27 protein-coding genes are annotated in these 24905 nt (G+C 68.8%); 16 read left to right on the top strand and 11 right to left on the bottom strand.

Translation table 11 applies throughout. The annotated features are described in order from the left end of the window. Positions 1 to 2 precede the first annotated feature (2 nt). Both DBV10_RS20845 and DBV10_RS20840 read right to left on the bottom strand, forming a co-directional pair. A complete protein-coding gene (locus DBV10_RS20845) occupies positions 3 to 1337 on the bottom strand; it encodes an NAD(P)/FAD-dependent oxidoreductase (protein ID WP_124515475.1) in 1335 nt (444 codons plus the stop codon). A gap of 17 nt (positions 1338 to 1354) precedes the next feature. Next, a complete protein-coding gene (locus DBV10_RS20840) occupies positions 1355 to 2185 on the bottom strand; it encodes an SDR family oxidoreductase (protein WP_124515474.1) in 831 nt (276 codons plus the stop codon). 90 nt (positions 2186 to 2275) lie between these two features. On the opposite strand from DBV10_RS20840, the gene DBV10_RS20835 reads away from it, so the two are divergent. The 5 genes from DBV10_RS20835 to DBV10_RS20820 all read left to right on the top strand — a co-directional run bounded on the left by DBV10_RS20835 (position 2276) and on the right by DBV10_RS20820 (position 6098). After that, the gene (locus DBV10_RS20835; RefSeq protein WP_124515473.1) at positions 2276 to 3028 is read left to right on the top strand and encodes an IclR family transcriptional regulator; all 753 of its coding nucleotides are present in this window, start codon (positions 2276 to 2278) and stop codon (positions 3026 to 3028) included. A gap of 68 nt (positions 3029 to 3096) precedes the next feature. Further along, positions 3097 to 3465, top strand: coding sequence for a hypothetical protein (locus DBV10_RS20830; RefSeq protein WP_124515472.1), 369 nt, complete (start codon positions 3097 to 3099; stop codon positions 3463 to 3465). Positions 3466 to 3538: 73 nt separating this feature from the next. Then, the gene (locus DBV10_RS22945) at positions 3539 to 3709 is read left to right on the top strand and encodes a hypothetical protein (protein WP_162995995.1); all 171 of its coding nucleotides are present in this window, start codon (positions 3539 to 3541) and stop codon (positions 3707 to 3709) included. Between the two features lie 131 nt (positions 3710 to 3840). Then, complete coding sequence (locus DBV10_RS20825; protein ID WP_124515471.1) at positions 3841 to 4530, top strand: glutathione S-transferase family protein; 690 nt, start codon at positions 3841 to 3843, stop codon at positions 4528 to 4530. Positions 4531 to 4652: 122 nt separating this feature from the next. Next, a complete protein-coding gene (locus DBV10_RS20820; RefSeq protein ID WP_124515470.1) occupies positions 4653 to 6098 on the top strand; it encodes a GGDEF domain-containing protein in 1446 nt (481 codons plus the stop codon). Positions 6099 to 6114: 16 nt separating this feature from the next. Here the strand turns inward: DBV10_RS20820 and DBV10_RS20815 are convergent, their stop codons facing one another. The 7 genes from DBV10_RS20815 to DBV10_RS20785 all read right to left on the bottom strand — a co-directional run bounded on the left by DBV10_RS20815 (position 6115) and on the right by DBV10_RS20785 (position 13880). Beyond that, a complete protein-coding gene (locus DBV10_RS20815; protein ID WP_124515469.1) occupies positions 6115 to 7188 on the bottom strand; it encodes an XdhC family protein in 1074 nt (357 codons plus the stop codon). 74 nt (positions 7189 to 7262) lie between these two features. Beyond that, positions 7263 to 7901 carry a CoxG family protein gene (locus DBV10_RS20810; RefSeq protein ID WP_124515468.1) on the bottom strand — a complete coding sequence of 213 codons (639 nt, stop codon included), beginning with the start codon at positions 7899 to 7901 and terminating at the stop codon, positions 7263 to 7265. Between the two features lie 102 nt (positions 7902 to 8003). After that, positions 8004 to 9218, bottom strand: coding sequence for a VWA domain-containing protein (locus DBV10_RS20805; protein ID WP_124515467.1), 1215 nt, complete (start codon positions 9216 to 9218; stop codon positions 8004 to 8006). 20 nt (positions 9219 to 9238) lie between these two features. Beyond that, the gene (locus DBV10_RS20800; protein ID WP_124515466.1) at positions 9239 to 10141 is read right to left on the bottom strand and encodes a MoxR family ATPase; all 903 of its coding nucleotides are present in this window, start codon (positions 10139 to 10141) and stop codon (positions 9239 to 9241) included. Between the two features lie 59 nt (positions 10142 to 10200). Continuing rightward, positions 10201 to 10992 carry a xanthine dehydrogenase family protein subunit M gene (locus DBV10_RS20795; protein WP_124515465.1) on the bottom strand — a complete coding sequence of 264 codons (792 nt, stop codon included), beginning with the start codon at positions 10990 to 10992 and terminating at the stop codon, positions 10201 to 10203. 11 nt (positions 10993 to 11003) lie between these two features. Next, positions 11004 to 13391: a xanthine dehydrogenase family protein molybdopterin-binding subunit gene (locus DBV10_RS20790; RefSeq protein ID WP_124515464.1), complete on the bottom strand. Its 2388-nt coding sequence runs from the start codon at positions 13389 to 13391 to the stop codon at positions 11004 to 11006. 18 nt (positions 13392 to 13409) lie between these two features. Next, positions 13410 to 13880 (bottom strand): (2Fe-2S)-binding protein, encoded by a 471-nt coding sequence (locus DBV10_RS20785; RefSeq protein ID WP_124515463.1) that lies wholly within the window; start codon positions 13878 to 13880, stop codon positions 13410 to 13412. 178 nt (positions 13881 to 14058) lie between these two features. Here DBV10_RS20785 and DBV10_RS20780 point away from each other — a divergent pair, with 178 nt between their 5' ends. Further along, positions 14059 to 15249 (top strand): sigma-54-dependent Fis family transcriptional regulator, encoded by a 1191-nt coding sequence (locus DBV10_RS20780; RefSeq protein WP_124515462.1) that lies wholly within the window; start codon positions 14059 to 14061, stop codon positions 15247 to 15249. 103 nt (positions 15250 to 15352) lie between these two features. Here the strand turns inward: DBV10_RS20780 and DBV10_RS20775 are convergent, their stop codons facing one another. Both DBV10_RS20775 and DBV10_RS20770 read right to left on the bottom strand, forming a co-directional pair. Next, entirely contained in the window at positions 15353 to 16141 is a 789-nt protein-coding gene (locus tag DBV10_RS20775; protein WP_124515461.1) for a TOBE domain-containing protein, read from the bottom strand. A 43-nt stretch (positions 16142 to 16184) separates the two neighbouring features. Then, complete coding sequence (locus tag DBV10_RS20770) at positions 16185 to 16628, bottom strand: helix-turn-helix domain-containing protein (protein ID WP_124515460.1); 444 nt, start codon at positions 16626 to 16628, stop codon at positions 16185 to 16187. A gap of 108 nt (positions 16629 to 16736) precedes the next feature. Between DBV10_RS20770 and DBV10_RS20765 the strand changes: the two genes are divergently transcribed. The 10 genes from DBV10_RS20765 to DBV10_RS20720 all read left to right on the top strand — a co-directional run bounded on the left by DBV10_RS20765 (position 16737) and on the right by DBV10_RS20720 (position 24875). Further along, positions 16737 to 17234, top strand: a complete 498-nt coding sequence (locus DBV10_RS20765; protein ID WP_199740210.1) for a DUF2938 domain-containing protein — start codon at positions 16737 to 16739, stop codon at positions 17232 to 17234. Positions 17235 to 17281: 47 nt separating this feature from the next. Beyond that, complete coding sequence (locus tag DBV10_RS20760) at positions 17282 to 17881, top strand: flavodoxin family protein (RefSeq protein ID WP_124515459.1); 600 nt, start codon at positions 17282 to 17284, stop codon at positions 17879 to 17881. Next, positions 17878 to 18126, top strand: coding sequence for a DUF2798 domain-containing protein (locus tag DBV10_RS20755; RefSeq protein ID WP_124515458.1), 249 nt, complete (start codon positions 17878 to 17880; stop codon positions 18124 to 18126). Before DBV10_RS20760 ends, DBV10_RS20755 begins: the two co-directional genes overlap by 4 nt. A gap of 108 nt (positions 18127 to 18234) precedes the next feature. After that, complete coding sequence (gene modA / locus DBV10_RS20750; RefSeq protein WP_124515457.1) at positions 18235 to 19005, top strand: molybdate ABC transporter substrate-binding protein; 771 nt, start codon at positions 18235 to 18237, stop codon at positions 19003 to 19005. Between the two features lie 163 nt (positions 19006 to 19168). Beyond that, positions 19169 to 19849 (top strand): molybdate ABC transporter permease subunit, encoded by a 681-nt coding sequence (gene modB, locus DBV10_RS20745; protein ID WP_124515456.1) that lies wholly within the window; start codon positions 19169 to 19171, stop codon positions 19847 to 19849. A 16-nt stretch (positions 19850 to 19865) separates the two neighbouring features. Further along, positions 19866 to 21008, top strand: coding sequence for a molybdenum ABC transporter ATP-binding protein (gene modC, locus DBV10_RS20740; RefSeq protein WP_124515455.1), 1143 nt, complete (start codon positions 19866 to 19868; stop codon positions 21006 to 21008). A gap of 170 nt (positions 21009 to 21178) precedes the next feature. Continuing rightward, a complete protein-coding gene (locus DBV10_RS20735; RefSeq protein ID WP_124515454.1) occupies positions 21179 to 22306 on the top strand; it encodes a saccharopine dehydrogenase NADP-binding domain-containing protein in 1128 nt (375 codons plus the stop codon). Beyond that, the gene (locus tag DBV10_RS20730) at positions 22303 to 22689 is read left to right on the top strand and encodes a DoxX-like family protein (protein ID WP_124515453.1); all 387 of its coding nucleotides are present in this window, start codon (positions 22303 to 22305) and stop codon (positions 22687 to 22689) included. Before DBV10_RS20735 ends, DBV10_RS20730 begins: the two co-directional genes overlap by 4 nt. Further along, positions 22686 to 23165, top strand: a complete 480-nt coding sequence (locus DBV10_RS20725) for a DUF2269 domain-containing protein (RefSeq protein ID WP_124515452.1) — start codon at positions 22686 to 22688, stop codon at positions 23163 to 23165. The genes DBV10_RS20730 and DBV10_RS20725 overlap by 4 nt, the downstream gene beginning before the upstream one ends. 15 nt (positions 23166 to 23180) lie before the next feature. Next, positions 23181 to 24875 carry an AarF/ABC1/UbiB kinase family protein gene (locus DBV10_RS20720; RefSeq protein ID WP_124515451.1) on the top strand — a complete coding sequence of 565 codons (1695 nt, stop codon included), beginning with the start codon at positions 23181 to 23183 and terminating at the stop codon, positions 24873 to 24875. The last annotated feature ends 30 nt before the right edge of the window (positions 24876 to 24905 follow it).

Genomic DNA, 24905 nt, shown 5'->3' with positions numbered 1-24905 from the left:
TTTCAGGCGAGGGCAGCGGCCGCTGCCCGCACCGCGTTGCGGTAGGTGTCTTTGTGGACGTAATACGCCATGCGTTCGAGCTTGAGGTACTTGAAGCCGCCCGACAGGTCGGGCTGCGGGCCCGCCTTGGCCTGGCGCAGGGCCTCGGCACGCGGCGAGCCCTCGGCCAGGGCCTTGAAGAAGCGGGCCACCAGCTCGGCCTGCTCGTAGCGGCCCTGCCAGCCGATGCCGCTGGCCTCGATCATGCCCATCACGGCCAGGTTGTCGAAACGCGGCGAGAGGATGTTGAGGTACAGCTGCGGCGCCATGCCCTGCCAGTTGAGCAGGCTGTGGTCGATGAAGGGGTAGTGCAGCTTGTAGCCCGTGGCGCAGAGCACCAGGTCATAGTCCTGCGCACGGCCGTCCTTGAAGTGCACCGTGTGGCCGTCAAAGCGCGCGATGTCGGGCTTCACATGGATGTCGCCATGGCCCAGGTGGTGCAGCACCAGCGAGTTCACCACCGGGTGCGACTCGTACATCTTGTAATCGGGCTTGGGAAGGCCAAACCGCGCCGGGTCGCCCGTGAACCACTGCAGCACCACGCTGTCGATCTTCTGCTTGAGCCAGGGCGGCAGCGGGCGCTTGCCGCCCAGCGTGTCGGCCGGCTTGCCGAACACGTACTTGGGCACGAAGTAGTAGCCGCGCCGCACCGACAGATCCACGCTGCGCGCATAGTGCACCGCGTCCACCGCAATGTCGCAGCCCGAATTGCCCGCGCCCACCACCAGCACCCGTTTGTTCTTGAACAGGTCGGCGCTTTTGTAAGCGCTGGTGTGCAGCAGCTCGCCATCGAACCGGCCCTCGAAGCGGGGCATGTTGGGCTCGGCCAGCGTGCCGTTGGCGATCACCAGGCCCTTGAACTCCGCCGTCTGCGCGGGGCCACCGTGCTGGCTCCAGGTGATGCGCCACAGTGGCGCGGCGCCCTCGCCCACCGGCTCAACCTTCAGCACACGGGTGCCAAACCAGAAGTGCTTGCGCAGGCCGAAGTGCTCGGAAAAATCGCAAAAATACTGCCGCATTTCACGGTGGCTGGGGTAATCGGCCACCTCGGGGCGCATGGGGAATTCGGTGAACTCCGTGGTGTGCTTGCTGGAGATCAGATGCGCCGACTCGTAGACCGTGCTGCGCGGGTTGTCGATGTTCCACAGCCCCCCCACGTCGGTGTGGGCTTCAAAGCCCTGGAAAGGCAGCCCCAGCTTCTGCAGGTTGCGGGCAGCGGCCAGGCCGCTCGGGCCTGCGCCAATCAGGGCGATCTGGGTGCGGGTGTCGGCCACGGTGGGCGGTGTCTCCGTTGTCATGTGTTCTTGCTTTCACTTCACTTTTTGATCGGTGTCTCTGCGGGCAGCGGCAGGCCCGGGATGGCCGTGGCCCCCGCCTCGCCCACGCGCGGCTTGCGCGGCTGGCCCAGCAGCAGGCGGTCGTGCAGGGCGTCGGGCAACAGGTTGAGCAAGCGGGCCAGCCAGCCAATGCGCGCCGGCAGCACGATGTGGGTGCGCCCCCGCGCAACCCCCGCCAGCAGGGCCCGGGCGGCCGCCTCGGGTTCCATGAGGCCCGGCATGGCAAAACGGTTGCCCGCCGTGAGCGCAGTGCGCAGATAGCCGGGGCTGACCGTGCTGACCACCATGGGTTCACCACGCAGCTCGGCGCGCAGGCTCTCCAGGTAGCGGATCAACCCGCCCTTGCTCGCGCAGTAGGCACCGTTGCCCGGCATGCCGCGCCAGCCCGCAATGCTGGCCACGCCCACCAGGGCACCGCGCCGCTGTGCGCGCATCGCTTTCACAAACGGCTGGAAGGTGGTGGCCGCGCCCAGCAGGTTGATCTCCAGCATGCGGCGCAGCACGGCCAGGTCGCTCGCCTGCGCCGTGTCATAGCCACCGGCCACACCGGCGTTCGCGATCACGAGGTCGGGCATGCCCGCGCGGGCGGTCCAGTCTGCCGCCATGGCCTGCATGGCGGCACTGTCGGCCACGTCGGGCGTATAGACCGCGCACCGCCCGGGTGCCAGTGCGGCCAGCGCGTCCAGCGTGGGCCGGTGCAGGCCCACCAGCGCCACGCTCGCCCCCTGGCCGATCAACTCCCGCGCCAGGGCCTGGCCCAGGCCACCGCAAGCGCCTGTGAGTACCGCGTTCTGAAAAGTCGCCGCCATGGCCCCCCCGTGAAATGTTGGTTTGCAGCTTAGCCACAATGCTCAATAATCCCGAAATGTTTTATGGATTCGTCTCGAATTCCGAGATTCATGACCAATACCTCACCCAGCCTGCGCCTGTTTGAACTGCTGGAAACCATGTGCGCCCATGGCCGGCCGTTCAGCCTGGCCGACGCCATCGAAGCCACCGCCTGGCCCAAGCCCAGCGTGCACCGCATGCTGGGCCAGCTCGAAAGCGGTGGATTGCTGGCGCGCGAGCCCGATGGGCGCCGCTATACCCCCGCCCCCCGCCTGCTGCACCTGGCCGAGAGCACGCTCAGCGCAGGCACCCAGCATGGCGTGCGCCACGCCGTGCTGCGCCAGTTGGTGGCCGACCTTGGCGAGAGCTGCAACCTCACCGCGCTCAGTGGCGCCGAGGTGATCTATTTGGACCGCGTGGAGTCAGCGTTTCCGCTGCGCATGGAGCTGCGGCCGGGCACCCGGGTGCCCATCCACTGCTCGGCCAGCGGCAAGCTGTTTCTGGCCCACCTGTCGGCCGCGCGCCGGGCGGCCATCCTGGACGGCCTGCCCCTCACCCGCCACACGGCCACCACCCTGACCGACCGCGCCGCGCTGGAGGCCGAGCTGGAGCAGATCCTGCGCCAGGGCTACGCCACCGACGCCGAGGAGTTTGTGGATGGCCTGGTCTGCGTGGCCGTGCCCGTGCTGGCCGGCGGGCGGCGCCAGGTGCGCAGCGCCGTGGCCCTGCAGGCGCCGGCGGCCCGCATGCCCCTGGCCCAGGCGCTGCAGCTGGTGCCCCGCTTGGGCGAAGCCGCCCAGGCGCTGGGCCGCACCTGGGCATGACGGCTGCAACCTTCTTTCTTCTTTTGCGTCTTTCTCTTCTTTCCTTGCCTTCATCCATCCACCCGACCATGCGCCTGAACTACCTGGACTTTGACTACAGCGAAGACGCTGACGGCACGGGCACCTTTGATGCCATGGCAAGCGCCTTGCCCGCGCAGCTTGCCGCCCTGCACGCCGAAATCACCCAGGTGCTGGCCTGGGCCCACCAGCATTGGCCGGATGCCTGCGGCCCTTCGGAAGACGGGGGCGAATGGCAGTACGACCTGCAGGGCGTGCAGGAAGTCAGCACACCGCTGGTGCTGGCGCTGGACACGGCTGGCGGGCACCTTCGCGCCACACCCGGCCACCCTGCACCGCCCCGCACCACCCTCACGCTGACGATCAGCGGCAGCGCCGACTTCTGCGCGGCCCTGCGGGACGCCTTCGGGATCGCGTAGCAGCCCGCAAAAAACCCTGGGGCCCGGCAGTAGCCTAAAATCCCCCTTTTTTCCACCAACTCAGAGACCTACCATGGGCAACAAGATCGTCACCGAAGCAGACCGCAAGCGCACCCCCCGCCCTACGCCCGTGCCCGGCTACACCCTGGCCACCCCCGGCCGCGGCCAGCGCGTGAGCCTGGAGCGCGGTGTGGCAACCCGCAGCAAGAAGAACCCTGGCAAGCGCTCCAAGAAGGGCGGCTGATCGCCAGATCGCCATGGGCCGGCTGCTGCAGCCGGCACCTTGCACAAAAGCCCTCGCGAGAGGGCTTTTTGCTTTTCAGGTACCACCCACTCCCTGCGGACGGCAGGGCGTACAGGCCCTAACATCCCCCCATGCTCACCGTCCACCACCTCGAAACCTCGCGCTCGCAGCGCATCCTCTGGCTCCTGGAAGAACTGGGGGTGCCCTACGAACTCAAAATCTACCAGCGCGACAAAGCCACCAAACTGGCACCGCCTGCGCTGAAAAAGATCCACCCCTTGGGCAAATCGCCCGTGATTACCGATGGCAGCGAAGTGATTGCCGAGTCCGGCGCGATCATCGAATACCTGGTGGAAACCTATGGTGCCCAGGCCAGCGGCGACCTGGCCCACCTGCAGCCCGCGCTGCGCACACCCGAGCACCGCCAGTGCCGCTTCTGGATGCACTATGCCGAAGGCTCGCTCATGAACTGGCTGGTGATGAAACTGGTGTTCATGACCATCCCCACCCAGCCCATGCCCTTCTTCGTGAAGCCCATTGCGCGCCAGCTGTGTGGCACGGTGCAGAAGAAGCTCATCGACCCCAACGTGGACAGCGCGCTGGCCTTCATCGAAGCGCACCTGGCCACCCACCGCTGGTTTGCGGGCGAGCACCTCACCATGGCCGATTTCCAGATGAGTTTTGCCGTGGAGGCCCTGCTGTCCCGCGCCAACGACACCCGTGGCAGCCCGCACCTGCAGGCCTACAAGCAGCGCATGGAGACCCGCCCGGCCTACCAGCGCGGCATTGCCAAGGGCGGGCCGGTCGTGATCGGTGCCTGAGCCCCATTCAGGGGGCCGCACCACCGCCCGCTGCGGGGGCACGCAATTTGTAAGCAAATAAATATCGACGTAACAAAAGCATAAAATTTCGGCATCCATCCCGACCCACGGGGGGATGCACCATGCACAGCAATCCGCTCCACCGGCCGGCCCAGGCCACCCTTGCCAATGAACCGGCAGGGCACCGGGAACGTGTTGCCGCCGGAGCCACCATCCTGGTGTCGGTGGTGCTGTTCATCGCTGCCGTGCCCTTTGCAGCCGTGGCGCTGGCGCCCTTCCCGGCCTTCATTCCCATCTACGTGACCGCCCTGGTGATCTTTGACCTGATCACGGCGGTGCTGCTGTTCGGGCAGTACCGCGCGCTGGGCTCCCGGGGGCTGCTGGTGCTGGGCGGCGCCTACCTGTTCACTGCCACGGCCACGGCGGCCTATGCGCTGATTTTTCCGGGCCTGTTCGCCCCCACCGGGCTGCTGGGGTCAGGGCCCCAAACCTCTTCGGCGCTGTACATGCTGTGGCATGCAGGCTTTCCGCTGGCCGTGATGGCCTACGCCCACCTCAAGCACCACGCGCCGCCCGGCCTGCAATGGGTGGAACGCGGCCACGCCCACCGGGGCATCGTGGCCACGGTGCTGGTGGTGCTGCTGGTGGTGGGCCTGTGGACCGGGTTCGCCACGGCGGGGCACGCGCACCTGCCGGTGTTCCTGGATGGCAACCGCACCACGGCCACCGGAAAGCTGGTGCTGGCCGGCATCTGGCTTCTCAGCCTGGCCGCCCTGGCACTGCTGTGGCGCCGCAAGCCCCATGCCCTGCTCGATGTCTGGCTGCAGGTGGTGCTGTGCGCCTGGCTGCTGGACATCGCCCTGGCCGCCTTGCTCAACACGGGGCGCTATGACCTGGGGTGGTACATGGGGCGCATCTACGGCCTGCTGGCGGCGGGCTTCCTGCTCATCGTGCTGCTCAGCGAAAGCGCCCGGCACCACGCGCGGCTGCGGCAGGTGACCGCTGCGCTGGAAGCGGCCAACGCCACCCTGTGGCGCTTTTCGATGCAGGACGGCCTGACCGAGCTGGCCAACCGCCGCGCCTTCGACCTGCACCTGGCAGAGCAACTGGCCCTGGCCACGCGGCACCACCGCCCGCTGGCCCTGGTGCTGATGGACGTGGACCATTTCAAGGCCTACAACGACGAATACGGGCACCAACTGGGCGACGAATGCCTGAAGACCATCGCCAAGGTGCTGCGGGCCAGCGGCAAGCGCCCCTCCGACCTCGCAGCCCGCTATGGCGGCGAGGAATTCGCGCTGGTGCTGCCGGAGACGGACAGCCAGGGCGCCCTGCACATCGCCACGGCCACGCAAGGCGCGGTGGCGCGGTTGTCCATCCCGCACAGCCAGTGCTCCACCGGCCCGCATGTGAGCATCAGTGCCGGCATTGCAGCCATCCACCAAGGCGAGCCCATGACAGCGCAGCGCATGATAGAAACCGCCGACAAGGCGCTGTACGAGGCCAAGAAGGCCGGCCGCAACCGGGTGGTTCTGCAGGACGCCCCCGCCGCCACCTGTGCGGCATGACTCGCGCCACGCCGCGTCAGCCCACGCCGCACACCCTCGCGCCCGGGTCGTTGTGCGCCAGCTCCCGCTCGTTCTTGGCCTGGGCCACCTCCACATCGCGCGGCAGGGTCACGCCGTTCTTCACGGCCAGGATCTCGGCCATCACGCTCACCGCGATCTCGGGTGGCGTCTTGCTGCCGATGTAGATGCCAATGGGCCCGCGCAGGCGCGCCAGGCTCTCCGGGGTCTGGTCGAAGTGCTCGATCATGCGTGCGCGGCGGGCCTCGTTGTTGCGGCGCGAGCCGATACCGCCCACATAGAACGCCTCGGTATTGAGCGCCTCCAACAAGGCCAGGTCGTCGAGCTTGGGGTCGTGCGTGAGCGCCACCACGCAGCTGCGGCGGTCGGGCTTGAAGGCCAGCACCACGTCGTCGGGCATGTCGCTCACCACGGTGGCGCCTGCCACGCTCCAGCTGCCCCGGTATTCTTCGCGCGGATCGCACACCGTCACCGCAAAACCGTTGAACAAGGCCATGGTGGCGAGGTATTCGGTGAGCTGCCCCGCGCCGATGAGCAGCATGCGGTACTCGGGCCCGAAGGTGTTGGTGAGCTGCAGTGCATCCACCGCCAGGTCCTGGGGGGCCTGGGTGGGGGCCAGCGTCACCGCGCCATCGGCCAGGCGCACGCTGCGCTGCACCAGGCGGCCCGCCGCCAACAGGGTGATCAACTCGGCCAGCAGCACTGGGTCGGGGTCGTATTCGAGCAGCAACTCCAGCGTGCCGCCACAGGGCAGGCCAAAGCGGTGGGCCTCGTCGGCGCTGATGCCGTATTTGACAAAAGCGGGCGGCCCGCTGGGGATGCGGTGTTCCGCACCGCCGGTGGCAGCACCGGCCTGCGCATAGGCGCGGGTGTGGCGGTCGATCAAGTCATCCTCGATACACCCCCCAGACACAGATCCAACCACCGCGCCGTCCTCACACAGCGCCATGATGGAGCCCACGGGCCGGGGCGACGAGCCCCAGGTGCGCACCACCGTGGCCAGCAGCGCTCGGCGCCCGGCGGCCCGCCAGCCCTGCAGGGTGCGCAGCACCACAACATCCAGATTTTCCATGGCCGACATCCTCTATTGACCGATTGCACCGATTGCACCGATTGCACCGATTGCAATCGCCGTACCCACTGTTCTCACGCCCGATTGAACCACCAGGCCACCAGCATCAGCGCCACCACACTGGCCGCCCACACCCAGACAGGCACGCCCCCGCCCGAAGCCGAGGCGCCGCCGCCACCCGGCTCTTCGACAACGGCCCCACCGGTGGAAGCGCCGGCGGCAGCGTTGGCCTGCGGCACCTCGGGGCGCGGGTAGCAGCGCTGCATCTCGTTGTCAAAACGCTTGAAAAAGTCCTCGGCCATGGTCTTGGCTGCACCATCAACCAGGCGCTGGCCCAGCTGGGCAATCTTGCCGCCGACCGACGCGTGCACGGTGTAATGCAGCTCGCAGCTGGCCTGTCCCGCCCCGTCGATGGGCACAGGCACCAATTTGACCTGGGCATTGCCCTTGCCAAAGCCCGCCACGCCGCCCGAACCATCAAAGGCGATGTTGTAGCTCTCGGGCGGCACGATGTCCGACAGCGTGATCTTGCCCGCGAACTTGGCCGACACGGGCCCGATCTTGAGCGCCATGGCCACGGCGTACTGGTTGTCACCCGTGGCCTCGACCTTGTCGCAGCCGGGGATGCACAGCTTGAGGACTTCGGGGTCGTTCAGCGCCTCCCAGGCTTGCTGCTGGCTAACGGCAAGGGTGCGGCTGGCTTGCATTTCCATGGTGGGTCCTCTCGGTATTCAGATCAGATGGTGTGGATGTCGTGGGAGTTCAATCGGTCCGCTGCGCTGTGCGGCGCTGGGCACGCCCGCAGGGCCGCTCCGTCATTGCCGCAGCAGGCTCGCCAGGCTGGCGGCCAGGTCTTTCAGGTGGCTCAGGTTGTGCACGGCCAGCATGCCGTGGGCTTGGCGGTGCAGCTCGGCGGCACCCCGCGCCGTGGGGGCGTAGCCCCCAAAGCGCAGCAGGGGGTTGAGCCACAGCAGGCGGCCACAGTGGCGGCGCAGCCAGGCCAGCTCCTGCGCCAGCACCTCGGGCGCGCCCGTGTCCAGCCCGTCGCTGATCAGCAGCACCAGCGTGCGCCGCCCCACCAGGCGCCGGGCATGGTGCAGGCGCAGCTGGGCCAGGCTGTCGCCCATGCGCGTGCCCCCTGCAAAGTCGGTGATGGCCTGGGTGGCCGCCTGCAGCATGGCGTCGGTGTCGGCCAGGCGGAAGGCGGGCGTGAGGTCGGTCAGGCCCGTGCCAAACACAAACACGTCGCGGCGCACGGCGACACCGGTGTGGCGCGGCGCCGTGGCTGCGTGCAAGAAGGCCAGCAGCAGGCGCGCATAGCGCTCCATGGAGCCCGACACGTCCACCAGCACCAGCAGCGGCAGGGGTTGCTCGCGCCGCTGCAGCAGGGGCACGCGCAGCACCTCGCCGCCGCTGCGCGCAGCCAGGTGCATGGCGCCCGGCCAGTGCGGGCGGTTGCCCCTTGCACCCGGCCGGGTGCGGCGGGCCGCGTAGTGCGGCAGGGGCAAGGGAATCTCGCGGGCCAGGCGTTCGACCAGCAGGGTTTCGCTGGCGGAGAGCTGGTTGAAGTCGGCCTGCCGCAGGCGCTGCAGGTCACTGGCCGTCATGGCGGCATCGAAGTCCACCTTGTCTTCTTCGCGCGGCGGCGGCGCGTTGCGCGCGGCGCGCACCGGGGCCAGCGCCTCGCTCACGCGCGGGCGGCGCTTGGCGGGCTCGGCCTTGGACTCGGCGCTGGGCAGCATCTGTGCCAGCAGCTTCTGGGCCACGTTGGGGTTGCGAAAGTAGGCGTCGAACAGCTCGCGGAACACCAGCCGGTCCTGCTCGCGGCTGACGAGCACGGCCTCCAGCGCGGCGCAAAAGTCCTCGCGCTGCAGCCCCACCAGCATCACGGCCTGCTGGGCCAGCGCCATGCGGGCAGCGTCCACGCGCACACCGGCGCGGCGCAAGGTGCGGCCAAAGCCGCTCAGGTTGTCGGCGAGCTTGCCCGTGCGGGCATCGCCGAGCTGGGAGATGGTTGCGCCTTGGGCCATGGCTGCGCCTTCACACCGTCTCAGGCTTCTGCGGGCTGCAGCAGCTGCGCCGCCATGTCGCGTGTGAGCGCCGCCACATCCTCGCGCTGCTTGAACAAAATGCCGGCCGTGTCGGACACCACCTCCGGGTCCACCACGAGGGTGTCGAGCGCCACCAGCGCCTTGGCCCATTCCACGCTTTCGGCGATGCCGGGCGCGCGCTGAAAGGCGTTGGCAAACGGCTGGCTGCGCAGCCGGCCCACAAACTCGGCCACCTGCTGGGCCAGCGCCGCGCTGGCGCCCGGCACCTGGGCGCGCACGATGGCCAACTCGCGTTCTCGATCGGGGTAGTCCAGCCAGTGGTACAGGCAACGGCGCTTGACGGCGTCGTGCAGATCCCGCGTGCGGTTGCTGGTGAGCAGGGTGACCGGCGTTGCCGTGGCGCGCACGGTGCCGATCTCGGGGATGCTGACCTGGTACTCGCCCAGGTATTCGAGCAGGAAGGCTTCGAAGGGCTCATCCGCCCGGTCCACCTCGTCGATCAACAGCACGGCGCCGGGCGCGGGCGCCTGCAGCGCTTGCAGCAAGGGGCGGCGGATGAGGTAGCGGTCCTGGTAGACCTCGCGCTCCACCTGCGCCATGTCGGCACTGCCTTTGCCTTCGGCGGCACGCATATGCAGCAGCTGGGCCGCGTAGTTCCACTCGTACAGCGCCTCGCGCTGCTCCAGGCCGTCGTAGCACTGCAGACGGATCAGGCTGCGCGCAAGCACTTCCGAGAGGGCTTTGGCCAGCGCGGTCTTGCCCACGCCGGGCTCGCCCTCGAGCAGCAACGGGCGCTGCAGCTTGAGCGCCAGGAACACGGCGGTGGCCAGGCGCCGGTCGGCAAAGTAGCCCACGCTTTGCAGCGCCTGCACCAGGGCATCGACGGTGGTTGGCAAACTCATTGCTTCTTTTTTGATAGCTGCTAGCGCTTATCTACAAATCGCCAGCAGCCATTTTTTGCTTAACCCAGCATGCGCTCCACGGCCCGTTGGGCTTGCACGCTGATGAGGTTGGCGCGGTACGCCGCACTCGCATGGATGTCGCTGTTCAGATCGCTCGCGTCGATCTTCACGGCCGCAGCCGATGCCGGCGTGAAGCTCTGGTTGAGCGCCGCCTCCAGCCCCGCGTGGCGGAACACGCTGGTGGCCGCGCCGGTGATGGCCACGCGCACGCCGCTGTCCGTCTGCGCCACAAACACGCCCACCAGCGAGAAGCGCGACGCGGGCTGCTTGAACTTCAGGTACGCCGCGCGCTTCGGGATCGGGAAGCGGATGGCGGTGATGATCTCGCCCTCCTCCAGCGCCGTGGTGTACATGCCCACAAAGAAGTCGTCGGCCTTGATCTCGCGCTGGTTGGTGATGACCGTGGCGGAGAGCCCGAGCACGGCACTGGGGTAGCAGGCCGCCGGGTCGTTGTTGGCCACCGAGCCCCCCAGCGTGCCGCGTGCGCGCACCTGGCGGTCGCCGATGTGGGCGGCGAGGTCGGCCAGCGCGGGGATGGCAGCTTTGACATCGCTGCTCGCCGCCACATCGGCGTGGCGTGTCATGGCGCCAATGACGAGGGCGTTGCCCTCGCGGCGGATGCCCGCCAGTTCGGCCACGCCGTTCAGGTCCACGATCTTCTCGGGGTTGGCCAGGCGCAGGCGCATGGACGGCAGCAGGCTTTGCCCACCGGCCAGCAGTTTTCCGCCCTGGGCGATGAGCTGCGCCGCAGCAGCGGTGGAAGAAGGCGCTTCAAAGGTGAATGCGTACATGGTCGATCTCCTTATGCCTTGGCGCTTTGGATGGCTTCCCACACGCGGTGCGGCGATGCGGGCATGTCGAAGTCCTTCACGCCCAGCGGGCGCAGGGCGTCGAGCACGGCGTTGATGACGGCCGGTGGCGAGCCGATGGCCCCGGCCTCGCCGCAGCCCTTGGTGCCCAGGGGGTTGTGCGTGCAGGGGGTGCAGACATGGCCGAGCTTGAACTCGGGGAAGTCGTCAGCGCGCGGCATGGCGTAGTCCATGAAGCTGCCGGTGAGCAGCTGGCCCGTCTCGCGGTCGTACACGCAGTTTTCCATCAGCGCCTGGCCGATGCCCTGCACCAGGCCACCATGCACCTGGCCTTCCACGATCATGGGGTTGATGATGGTGCCGAAGTCGTCCACGGCCGTGAACTTGTCCACGCGTGTGCTGCCGGTTGCGGGGTCGATTTCCACTTCGCAGATGTAGGTGCCAGCAGGGAAGGTAAAGTTGGTCGGGTCGTAGAAGGCCGTTTCGTTGAGCCCCGGCTCCAGCTTGTCCAGCGGGTAGTTGTGCGGCACATAGGCCGTGAGCGCCACCTGGCCGAAGGGGATCTTCTTGTCCGTGCCGCGCACGGTGAACTCGCCGCCGCTGAAGTCGATGTCGGCGTCACTGGCCTCCATCAAGTGCGCCGCGATCTTCTTGGCCTTGGCCTCGATCTTGTCCAGCGCCTTCATGATGGCCGCACCGCCCACGCTGATGGAGCGCGAGCCATAGGTGCCCATGCCAAACGGCACGCGGCCCGTGTCGCCGTGCACGATGTCCACGTTCTCCACGGGGATGCCCAGGCGCGCGGCCACCACCTGTGCAAAGGTCGTCTCATGCCCTTGGCCGTGGCTGTGCGAGCCGGTGAACACCGTCACGCTGCCGGTGGGGTGCACACGCACCTCGCCGCATTCAAACAACCCGGCGCGTGCGCCCAGGGCGCCCGCGATGTTGGACGGCGCAATGCCGCAGGCCTCGATGTACGACGAATAGCCCAGGCCGCGCTTGAAGCCCTTGGCCTCGCTGGCCGCCTTGCGCGCCGCAAACCCGGCCACGTCGGCCAGCTGCTGCGCCTGCGTCATGCACGCGTGGTAGTCGCCAATGTCGTACTGCAGCGCCACCGGCGTCTGGTAGGGGAAAGTGGTGATGAAGTTGCGCTTGCGGATCTCGTCCTGACCCAGGCCCAGCTCCCACGCGCAGCGGGTGACCAGACGCTCCAGCAGGTAGGTGGCCTCGGGCCGGCCCGCGCCCCGGTAGGCATCCACCGGCGCGGTGTTGGTGAACCACGAATCCACCTCCACATAGACCTGCGGCGTGGTGTACTGGCCCGCCAGCAGCGTGGCATACAGGATGGTGGGCACGGCACTCGCAAAGGTGCTCAGGTACGCGCCCAGGTTGGCGTGCGTGTGCACACGCATGGCCAAGAACTTGCCGTCCTTGTCCAGGGCCATCTCGGCATGGCTGATGTGGTCGCGGCCATGCGCGTCCGACAGGAAGGACTCGCTGCGGTCGGCCACCCACTTGATGTTGCGGTTGAGCTTCTTGGCGGCCCAGGTCAGGCACACGTCCTCGGCGTACAGATAGATCTTGGAGCCGAAGCCGCCGCCCACATCGGGCGCAATCACGCGCACCTTGTGCTCGGGCAGACCCATCACAAAGGCCGTCATCAGCAGGCGCTCGACGTGGGGGTTCTGGTTGCTCACGTACAGCGTGTACTCGTCATTGGCACGGCTGTAGCTGCCGATGGCGGCGCGTGGCTCCATGGCGTTGGGGATGAGCCGGTTGTTGATCAGGTCCAGCTGGGTGACATGGGCGGCGCCCGCAAACGCGGCGTCCACCGCGCCCTTGTCGCCAATGGCCCATTTGAAGCAGTGGTTGTCGGGTGCGATGTCGTGCAGCGCCGCCCCCGCCACCGCGCCCGCAGCGGCATCGGCCACATTGACCACGGCGGGCAGCACGTCGTAGTCCACCTCCACCAGCTCGGCCGCGTCGCGCGCCTGCTGCAGCGTCTGGGCCACGACCATGGCCACATGGTCACCCACGTAGCGCACCTTGCCCTGCGCCAGGATGGGGTGCGGCGGCTCCTTCATGGGCTCGCCATTGGTGCTGGTGATGAGCCAACCACAGGGCAAGCCGTTGATGTTGTCGGCGGCCACGTCGGCGCCCACAAACACACCCAGCACACCGGGCGCGGCCTTGGCAGCGCTGGTGTTGATACTGTTGATGGCGGCATGCGCGTGCGGCGAACGCACAAACACCGCATGGCTTTGCGCGGCCAGCACCACGTCATCGGTGTACTGGCCCGCCCCGGTGAGGAAGCGGTAGTCCTCCTTGCGCTTGAGCGATTCGCCGATGTGCGGCAGCTTGGAAAAGTCGGATGCACCCATGGTTCTTCTCCTTTGTGTTTAAGCGGAAGCCATGGCCTTTTGGCCGACCTGCACCGCGCGCACGATGTTCTGGTAGCCGGTGCAGCGGCAGATATTGCCTTCGAGCAGCTCGCGGATCTCGCCTTCGCTCGCGCCGGGGTGGTTCTTGCACAGGTCCACCGCGCTCATCACCATGCCGGGCGTGCAGAAGCCGCACTGCAGGCCGTGGCATTCCTTGAACGCTGCCTGCATGGGGTGCATGGTGCCGTCGGCGGCGGCCATGCCTTCGATGGTGGTCACCTCGGCCCCCTGGGCCTGCACGGCCAGCATGGCGCAGGATTTGACGGCGCGGCCGTTGACGTGCACGGTGCAGGCGCCGCACTGGCTGGTGTCGCAACCCACATGGGTGCCGGTGAGCGCCAGGTGCTCTCGCAGCGCATGGACGAGCAGGGTGTTGGGGGGGACGTCAACACTGGCAGCGCGCCCGTTGACCGTGAACTGGACTTGCATCTGGCTGTCTCCTGGAAGGGTTTTTGGCTGGATAAGCCAGCGCATCTTGTGCCCCGCCCCCGCCACATTCCCTAGGGACAACCCTAGATTGAGGGGGCCCCTCGCTGGATATTCTCAAAATGAAACATGTTGCAGCGCACACCGGCGCATCATGCGCAGCTCAAGGATTCGGATCACCATGCTGTCCTCCGCCCCCACCTCCCCTGCCCACCGCCACGCGCTGATTGCGCAGGCCCGCCAGACCTTGCTGGCGGATGGCGCGGCGCCCCTGCGTGCGGAAGTGGAGCCCTGGATTGCACGGTCGTGGCAGCGCTGCCTGGCCCAGGGCATGGACCCCACGCAGCGTGTGGTGTTCGAGGCCGTCAGCGCCCCGGCGCTGCGCCACAGCCTGGAGCAGAACCACGCCCTGCTGCGCGCGGCCCGCCCGGTGCTGGAGCAGCTCACGCGCGCGATTGCGGGCATGCGCTACTTCGCCATCCTGACGGACGCCCGGGGCACCGTGGTCGATGTGCAAGGCCATTGCGACCCCAGCGACCCGCGTGCCAGCAGCATCGGCCGCGTGGGCATCGACCTCTCGGAAGCCGCCGTGGGCACCACGGCCATCGGCGCGGCGCTGGCCGAGCTGCAGCCCGTGTGGCTGCACCGGGGCGAGCATTTTCTGGACGACAACGGCAGCTACAGCTGCGCGGGCGCACCGCTGTTCGACCCCCAGGGCCAGTGCGTGGGCATGCTGGACTTGACCGGCATCGACGTGCCCGAGCGGCCCGAGCTGCGCCACCTGGTGGCGCGCTCGGCCCGCGCCATGGAAGACGCCCTGCTGCTGCAGCGCCCCCACGCCCTGCTGCTGCGCATGAACTGGCCCGGCAGCACGCTGGGCGGCGAAGGCGACGGCCTGCTCGCGCTCGATGCCGACGGCTGCGTGGTGGGCGCCAACAGCATGGCCCGCCAACTGGTGCCCCAGCCCCTGCGGGCGCCCGGTGCGTCCACCCACTGCAGCGACCTGCTGGCCATGCCCTGGACCATGCTGTTCGACGCGGCCCGGCGCCCCCCCGCGCAGCCGCTGGACCTGCCCCTGTGGTCGGGCCTGCGCCTGCAGGCCCTGGCCCAGTGGCCCGCGCACACCCGCCGCAGCAGCAACAGCGTCCACAGCTCCTTCAGCCCCCTCAACCCCAGCGGCTCCAGCCCCACCGAGGCCGCGCCCCTGGTTCCCGCACCACCGCCGGTGCCCGCACCGCTGCGCGAGGCCGAGACCGCCCTGATCCGCCAGGCCGTGCAAGACGCCCGGGGCAATGTGGCCGAGGCTGCACGCGCGCTGGGCATCAGCCGCGCCACGGTGTACCGCAAGCTGGGCACGCCCAAGGGATTGTGAACAGGAGCGCAGGGCTGCGAGAATTTGAGCCAAAAAGGCCTCTAGCGCCCTGCCATAAAGCGCTACCAGCTATCAATAAAGAAGCAGCTGTGCACTGCGGGAATCAAAGTTCCGCCAACGCCAACACCACCGCGTTTTCTTCCAGCACCAGCACCACGGCACTGCCCGCGCGCAGCCCGCTCTGGGGTGCAGCAAAACCCACCATGTGCAGGCCGGCCGCCAGCTCGGCCGACACCTCATCGCCCGATGCGCCGCGCACCACGCGGGTGGCCCGGGCGGGCAGCCGATGGGTGCCTGCAGACGTTGCCACGGGGGCCGCAGATGCGGCGCGCCCGCCACGCTCCACCCGCACCGCCGTGGCCTTGCACAGCGCCTGCACGGCCAGCCCCGGCTGCAGGCCCAGCAGCTCGGCGCTCTCGCGGGTGATGCGCGAGGCCAGTGCCACCGCACCATCGCCCTCCAGCCGCAGGTGCACCCCCACGATCTGCCCCTGCACCGTGAGCCGATCGACCACGCAGGGCAACTGGTTGCGCATGCTGGTGCGCACCGCCAGCCGCGCCAGCGCCGGGCCCGCATGCGGCGTGGCCTGCCAGCGCGACAGCACAGCCCCCCGCGCCTGCGCCATCGCATCGGCCGCCGCCAGCAACTGGCGCCCCGCCTCGGTCAGCTGCGCGCCACCGCCCCCGGCCCCGCCCACCGCGCGGGCCACCAGCGGCGTGCCCGCCAGGTTGGTGAGCGTGTCCACCGCCTGCCATGCGGCCTTGTAGCTCACGCCCACGGCGCGGGCGGCCTGCGAGATGGAGCCGCAGGCGCCAATCTGGCGCAGGATGTCGATGCGTTTGTCGGTCAGGGCATGGCCCAGCGCGTCCGTGAGGGAGAGAGAAGCAGGCATGGGCTGATGATGCCTCACAGGGTGGCACCGCCACGCAGGGCCTTCAGCCCGCCTTGCGGTGCAGCCCTGTGACCGGCTTCGCCCGCTTCTGCTGGCGCGCCAGCGCGCCGTCCGCCGCCGCCTTCAGCAGCCGCTGGAAGGACGGGCATTGCGCATGGCTTTCGGCCGGGCAGGCCGCCGCATGGCGCAGGCCGCTGCTCATGGCCTTGAGGCGCTTGACCATGGCATCCAGCTCGTCGGCCTTGGCCGAGAGCAGTTGCCGGTCGATGCTGGGCTCGCCGCCAGGCAGGAACATGGAGCGAATCTCGTCCAGCGAGAACCCCGCCGACTGCCCCAGCGCAATCAGCGCCAGCTGGTCCAGCACGCCAGGCGCAAACCGGCGGCGCTCGCCCGGAGGAGCCACCGAGTGCACCAGCCCCTTTTCTTCGTAGTAGCGCAGCGTCGATGCCCGCAGGCCCGAGCGTTTGGCAACTTCTGCAATGTCCATCCCAAACTCCTTTCGCAAACCCTTGACTTCAAGTTTACTTGAACTTCTATAGTCAATTTAACCGTGAATTCAACCCGTTTTCACGTCAACCATCCAAGGAGTTTTTTTATGGCTTTTCAATGGCAAGACCTCTCCCTCGCCCTGCTGATCGGCGTGGGCGCCACCGCCGTCATGGACGCCTGGCTGGTGCTGCTCCAGCGCCTGGGCGTGCCCACGCTCAACTTCGCGTTCATCGGTCGCTGGGTGGGCCATCTCCTGCGCGGCCAGTTCGCCCACGCGGCCATCGCCCAGGCCCGCCCCATCCCGGGTGAGCGGGCCTGGGGCTGGCTCACGCACTACGCCGTGGGCGTGGGTTTTGCCACGGTGCTGCTGGGCATCGAGGGCGCGGACTGGGTGCGCAGCCCCACGCTGCTGCCTGCATTGGCCCTGGGCGTTGGCACTGTGGCCGCGCCGCTTTTGGTGATGCAACCGGCCATGGGCGCGGGCTTTGCCGCATCGCGCACAGCCACACCGATCAAGAACTGCCTGCGCAGCCTGGCCAACCACACCGTTTTTGGCTTCGGCCTGTACCTGTCCGCGCTGGCCATCGCACTGATTTCACGATGACCTCTCCCACGCCTTTCCCCAGAAATCACCCCAACGGAAACCACACCATGCAACACATCGCCATCGTTTATCACAGCGCCCACGGCCACACTGCCCACATCGCGCTGCAGGTCTGCCAGGGCACCCAGGGCGTGCCCGGCATCCAGGCCGCGCTGGTCCGGGCCGAAGACCTGGCCGGCACGCCCGACGCCCTGCTGCGCTACGACGGCGCCATCCTCGGCTCGCCCACCTACCTGGGCGGGGTGTCCGGGCCGTTCAAGGCCTTCATGGACGCCACCGGCCGCCTGTGGAAAACGCAGCAGCTCAAGAACCGGCTCGCAGCGGGCTTCACCGTGTCATCACTGCCTGCGGGCGACAAGCAGTCCACGCTGCTGTCGATGTTTGTGTTTGCGATGCAACACGGCATGGTGTGGGTGGGCAACCCCATCCTGCCCGAGCAGCATGCCGGGGTGCCGTATGACGAGGCCGCCAACCGGCTGGGCTCCTGGTCGGGCCTGATGGCGCAAGCGGGCCACGGCGCGCCTGCCGATGCGTTTGTCCCGGGGGATGTAAAGACGGCCCGGATGTTTGGCCGGCATTTTGCGCAGACCTTGCTGCGCCTGGGTGCTGCGGCCGCACACCCACCCCATGAGGAGGCCGCCGCATGATCCCCGCCCGCTATGGCCCCGTGTTGTTCAGCCTGATCCTGTCGGGCGCGATGTCGCTGCTGGTATCGGGCATTGCCACCTACCGCACGCTGCCGCCCCACCAGGGCTTTGCGGGCCCGTGGATGAGTGCCTGGCTCAGCGGGTGGCTGCTGGCATTCCCGGCCGTGATGCTGGTGGCCCCGCTGGCCCGCCGGGCCGTGGCCTGGCTGACCCGGCAGCGGCACGCCGGAGCGGGGCCGACTTGAAGCCCGGCTGGCGAAACCCCAAAAACCCTGCGTGATCTCCGTCCGGCCCCAGGGCTGCCTATACTCGCTATTCCAACAATGAATAGCGACTCCATCGCGTCCACCGCCATGCTCCGCCACTCTGTCCCCGCGCTCCGTTCTCTCGTTGTCTTGACCGGCCTGGCCCTGGCCAGCCTGCACACGGCGCATGCCGACACCGTTTCCGTGGCCGTGGCCGCCAACTTCACGGCCCCCATGCAGAAGATCGCTGCGGCCTTCGAGGCGGACACGGGTCACAAGGCCGAACTCTCGTTCGGCGCCACGGGCAAGTTCTACGCGCAGATCACCCACGGCGCGCCATTCCAGATCCTGCTGTCGGCCGACGACACCACGCCCGCCAAGCTGGAGAAGGAAGGCAAGGCCGTGGCCAATGCGCGCTTCACCTACGCCATCGGCACGCTGGTGCTGTGGAGCGCCCAGCCCGGCTACGTGGACGCCCAGGGCGCCGTGCTCAAGACCGGCGACTTCAAGCACCTGGCCCTGGCCAACCCCAAGCTCGCGCCCTATGGCCAGGCCGCCATGCAAACCATGGACAAGCTGGGCGTGACCGCGCGGCTGCAGCCGCGCTTTGTGCAGGGCGAAAACATTGCCCAAACCCACCAGTTCGTGGCCACCGGCAACGCGCAACTGGGCTTTGTGGCGCTGTCGCAGGTGATGGCCGACGGCAAGCTCACGGGCGGCTCGGCCTGGCAGGTGCCCGCCGACCTGCACGAACCCATCCGCCAGGATGCCGCCCTGCTGGAGTCGGGCAAGGGCAATGCGGCGGCCACGGCGCTGATGCAGTACCTCAAGGGCGACAAGGCCAAGGGCATCATCAAGTCCTACGGCTATAGTTTCTGATGGGCGACTGCTAAAACTCTCCTGGCGTTGTTGCCCCGTCTTGCCGTACTTTCAGTACTGTCTGCGACGGAGCGCCTAGCCAGGATCGCTGCGCTGAGTTTTATCAGCCGCCTGGACGCGCCTTCCGCGCCTTCGATTGCATACAAGAGCCATTCAATCATCCATGCCTTTTTCCAGCGCCGATTTGGCAGCCATCGGCCTCACGCTGCGGCTGGCGGGCACCACCATGGTGCTGCTGCTGGTCTTGTGCACGCCGCTGGCCTGGTGGCTGGCACACACGCCGTCGCGCTGGCGCGGGCCGGTGTCGGCCGTGGTGGCACTGCCCCTGGTGCTGCCGCCCACGGTGATCGGTTTTTACCTGCTCGTGACCCTGGGGCCCCATGGCCCCATCGGGCAATTCACACAAAGCCTGGGGCTGGGCACCCTGCCCTTCACCTTCTGGGGGCTGGTGCTGGGCTCGCTCATTTACTCGCTGCCGTTTGCGGTGCAGCCGCTGCAGCACGCGTTTGAAAACATCGGCACACGCCCGCTGGAGGCCGCCGCCACGCTGGGCGCGGGGCCGCTGGACCGCTTCTTCACGGTGGCGCTGCCGCTGGCCCGGCCAGGCTTCATCACCGCCGCCATCCTGAGCTTTGCGCACACCGTGGGTGAGTTCGGCGTGGTGCTCATGCTGGGCGGCAACATCCCCGGCGTGACGCGCGTGGTGTCGGTGCAGATCTACGACCATGTGGAAGCACTGGAATACGCCCAGGCACACTGGCTGGCCGGGGGCATGGTGGTGTTCTCGTTCCTGGTGCTGCTGGGCCTGAACCTCACGCGGCGCCGTGGGTCCCTGGTGTCGTGAGGGTCGGATGGAAACGATGCACGCCCCTTCACACATCGACGCCCGCCTGCACCTGGTGCGCCCGGGCTTCACGCTGGACGTGGACCTGCACCTGCCCGGGCATGGCGTGACAGCGCTGTTCGGCCCCTCGGGCTGCGGCAAGACCACCTGCCTGCGCGCCATTGCGGGCTTGACCCGCAACTACCCAGATGCGGGCTTGACCCGCAATCGTCCGAACCCCGGCCTGGCCCGCGCCCAGCCCGGCCGCGTGGTGGTGAATGGCGAGGTCTGGCAGGACGACGCCCAGAACCTCTGGCGCGCCACCCACGAGCGCGCCCTGGGCTACGTGTTCCAGGAAGCCAGCCTGTTCGACCACCTGGACGTGTGCGGCAACATCACCTACGGCCTGAAGCGCACGCCGCCCGCGCGCCGCCAGGTGGCTCTGGAGCAGGCCGTGGAACTGCTGGGCATCGGCCCCCTGATGGCGCGCAAGCCCCAGGCCCTGTCGGGGGGCGAACGCCAGCGCGTGGCCATCGCGCGGGCGCTGGCCACCAGTCCGCGCCTGCTGCTCATGGACGAACCCCTGGCCGCGCTGGATGCCCAGCGCAAAGCCGAAGTTTTGCCCTACCTGGAGACGCTGCACCGCACGCTCGACATCCCCGTGCTGTACGTGAGCCACGCCATCGACGAGGTCGCGCGGCTGGCGGGGCACATGGTGCTGATGCGCGAAGGCACGGTGCTGGCCCAGGGCCGCACCGATGAGCTGATCACCCGCCTGGACCTGCCCCTGGCCCAAGGCGATGCCGCCGCCACGGTGATTGACGGCACCGTGCTGCAGCACGATGCGCACGATCACATCACCACCGTGGCCTTCCTGGGCGGGCAGTTGCTGCTGGTCAGCCCCACGGCCCGCACCCCGGGCGAGGCGCTGCGCCTGCGGGTGCAGGCCCGCGACGTGAGCCTGGCCCTGGCCGCGCCCGAAGGCAGCAGCATCCTCAACGTCCTGCCCGCCACTGTGGCAGCCCTGGCGGAAGACAGCCCAGGCCAGTGGATGGTGGCGCTGGATGCGGGCCCCACGCGGCTGCTCGCGCGGGTCACCCAGCGGTCGGCCCAGGCGCTGGCGCTAGCACCAGGCCGGGCGGTGTTTGCCCAGGTCAAGGGCGTTGCCATCGTGAACTGACCCCGCCCGAGGCCGGGGCGCATCGACCGTATGATGGCCCGCAGATACACAGCGCAACAGGGGAGGACAGGGTGGCCATGGCGTGGACAAAACAATGCAGACGATCACGGGCCGGTACGCACGCGCGACGCCTTGAAGGCTTGCACACCAAGCAGCGCGGGGCCTGAGCGATGGCTGCCCTCAAAACCCTGGTCCTGGGCGGCTATGGCAACTTCGGCGCACGCATCTGCCGCGCACTGGCGGGCGACCCGGCCACCCACCACGGCATCGCGCTGCTGGTCGCGGGCCGCGATGCCACCCGCGCCCAGGCCCTGGCACACACGCTGGGCCACGGCGCGCAAGGCGTGGCGCTGGACCACCAGGCGCCCGGCCTGGCCGACCGGCTGCGTGCGCTGGGCGTGGGCCTGGTGATCCACACGGCAGGCCCCTTCCAGGCCCAGGCCCATGGCGTGGCCCAGGCGGCGGCCAAGGCGGGCGCGCACTACATCGACCTGGCGGATGGGCGCCGGTTTGTGTGCGACTTTCCTGCGGCCCTGCAGGCCCCCTTTGCAGCGGCCGGGCACACTGCCGTCACCGGGGCCAGCACCGTGCCCGCACTGTCGTCGGCCGTCATCGACCACCTGTGCGCGGGCTGGCAACACATCGACAGCATCGACATCTGCATCGCCCCCGCACAGCGCGCGCCGCGCGGCGAGGCCACGCTGGCGGCCGTGCTGAGCTATTGCGGGCTGCCAATCCCTGTATGGGAAGGCGGCCGCTGGCAGTCCCGGCGAGGCTGGGCCGCGCCCACGCCGGTGCAGTTCCACCGCCTGCGGCCGCGCCTGGGGGCGGTGTGCGACATCCCGGACCTGGAGATTTTCCCGGCCCACTACCGGGTGCAGGGCAGCGTTCTGTTCCGCGCCGCGCTGGAGGTGGGCCTGGCCCAGCGCAGCTTTGCCGCCCTGGCGGCCCTGCGCCACTGGGGCCTGCTGCCCCACCCCGAGAAGCTGGCCGGGCTGCTGCACCGCACTGGCAGCGTGCTCGACGCCCTGGGCACCCCGCTCGGCGGCATGGTGGTGCGGGTGGCCGGCACCAACGCCCAGGGCCTGCCCCGCCGGCGTGCGTGGCACATTGCGGCCGACCACGACCACGGCCCTGAAATCCCCTGCATGGCCGCCATCCTGCTGGCCCGGCAACTGGCCGCCGGGCAGGCCCTGCCCCTGGGCGCCCACACCAGCACCGGGCTGCTGCCGCTGGAAGCCTTTGCGCCGGAGTTTGCAAAGTGGGGCATGGTGACGGACATCGTGGAGGAGGCATGACGCCCGCCGCCCATGCGTTGCTGCGCTGGAGCCTCGTCTTCGTGTGGCTGGCCACGGCCCTGGTGAGCGTGGTGGAACTGAACGGGCAAAGCCGCGCGCTGCTGGTCAGTCTGCCCCCTGCGTGGAGCCGCATTGCAGGGCTGGCTCCCTTCCTCATCCTCGCCGGTGCCGCCGCCGATGCGGCCCTGGGCGTCTGGATGGCTTGGCGGCCCGGTCGGGCGGCCTACCTGGCAGCCCTGGTGCTGATGGGGATCATGACCCTGCTGGCCAGCGCCATCGACCCGTCCTGGTGGCTGCACCCGCTGGGCCCGCTGACCAAGAACCTGCCCATTGCCGCCATCCTGCTGGTGCTGCTGCAAGACGAACGCGCAAAGTCGCCATGAGCCTGTACCTCACCCTCAAATGGCTGCACATCGTCTCCAGCGTGCTGCTGGTGGGCACCGGGCTGGGCTCGGCGTTCTACATGTTCTTCACCAACCGCAGCGGCAACCTGCAGGCGCAGGCCGTGGTCACGCGCCTGGTGGTGCGGGCGGACTGGTGGTTCACCACCCCCACAGTGTTCATCCAGCCCGCCACGGGGCTGGCCATGGCGGCGATGGCCGGCCTGCCCTGGAGCACGCCGTGGCTTGCCGCGTCCCTGGCGCTGTACGCAGTGGCTGGCGCCTGCTGGCTGCCCGTGGTCTGGTTGCAGCTGCGCATGCGCGACATGGCCGCGCAGGCAGCAACTCACGGCCACGGCGCGCTGCCCCTGCAGTACTGGCGCTATGCGCGCTGGTGGGAGGCCCTGGGCTACCCGGCCTTTGTGGCCATGGCCGTGGTGTTCTACCTGATGGTGAACAAGCCTGCCCTGGGCTTCTGAACCTATCATTGCCCCATGCTCATCGAAACGCTGGACACCGCCCGCGACCTGGGGCGCCTGAAGGAAATCCTGGGCGTGATGGTGCGCCACGGCTTTGGCGACACGGTGCGCCGCCTGGGCTTGGCCGACCGGCTGGAGCGCGCAGGCCAGGCGCTGAACTGGACACACGCCGCCGACCTGGCCCGCGTGGAGCCCCCCGTGCAGGTGCGGCTGGCGCTCGAAGAACTGGGCCCGGCGTTTGTGAAGTTCGGGCAGATCCTTGCGGGCCGGGCCGACCTGTTCGGCCCCGAGTGGATTGCCGAGTTCGAGAAGCTGCACAGCCAGGTGCCCGCCGTGCCGCTGGACGCCCTGCGCCCCCAACTGCGCGAAGACCTGGGCGCCGAGCCCGAAGAGGTGTTTGCGTGGTTCGACACCACCCCGCTGGCGGCCGCCTCCATCGCCCAGGTGCACCGCGCCCGCCTGCATGGCGGCACCGAGGTGATCGTCAAGATCCGCCGCCCCGGCATTGCCGACACCATCCACGCCGACCTGCGCCTGCTGCAGCGCCTGGCGGCACTGGCCGAGGCCGAACTGCCCGCGCTCAAGCCCTACCGGCCCCAGCAGCTGGTGCACGAATTCGCGCGCTCGCTGCGCCGCGAACTGGACCTGGCGGGCGAATGCCGCCAGGCCGAGCGCATTGCCGCCAACATGGCCGCCTTGCCCCACATCGTGATCCCGCGCGTGCACTGGGCCCACACCCGCGAACGCATCAACGTGCAGGACTTCATCGACGGCACGCCCGGCGGCGCGCTGGCGGCGCTGACACCCGAGGCGGGCTTTGACCGCCGGGTGCTGGCGCGGCGGGGCGCGCAGGCGGTGCTCAAGATGATTGTGGAAGACGGCGTGTTCCACGCCGACCCGCACCCAGGCAACGTGTTCTACCTGCCTGGCAACCGCATTGCCTTCATCGACTTCGGCATGGTGGGGCGGCTGTCGCAGCGCCGGCGCGACGAACTGCTGCAGCTGCTGGGCCTGGTGGAGCACCAGCCCCAGGCGGTGGCCGATGTGCTGCTGGACTGGACGGGTGACGGACCGGGCCTGAACCTGGGCCAGCTCGAAACCGAGGTCGAGGCCTTTGTGGACCAGTACCACGGTGTGCCGCTGGCGCAGCTGAGCCTGGGCCAGATGCTGGCCGATGTGAGCGCCATCCTGCGCGAGCACCGCCTGGGCTTGCCGCCCGACCTGGCGCTGCTGATCAAGGCTTTCATCTCGCTCGAAGGCATGGGCCGCAACCTGGACCCGGGCTTTCACATGGCCACCGAAACCCTGCCCGTGCTCCAGCAGGTGGTGCGCCACCGCTACCGCCCCGAGGCATTGGCCGGGCGCGCGTGGTCCACCGTGCGGCGGGCGCTGAGCACGCTGGAACAGCTGCCGGACGACCTCTCGCGGCTGCTGCGCAATGCGCGGCGCGGGCGCCTGCAGGTGGGCATCGAGCTGGCCCACCTCAAGCGCGTGGGCGACCAGATCGACCGCTCGGCCAACCGGCTGGCGATGGCGCTGGTGATTGCGGCGCTCATCATCGGCTCGTCCATCGTGATGACCGTGAAAGGCGGGCCTACGCTGTTCGGCCTGCCCGCGTTTGGCTTCCTGGGGTTCTTCGGCGCGGTGGTGTGCGGCCTGTGGCTGGTGCGGGCGATCTGGCGCAGCTCTCACCACCGAGATGACGATTAACCTGGCCTGGTGAGCGTCCCGCCCCCAAAC

The sequence above is a fragment of the Acidovorax sp. FJL06 genome (assembly GCF_003852545.1).
Lineage (GTDB): Bacteria > Pseudomonadota > Gammaproteobacteria > Burkholderiales > Burkholderiaceae_C > Acidovorax.
Note: the sequence above shows the minus strand (reverse complement) of the source record. Positions and strands in the feature narration are given on the sequence as shown.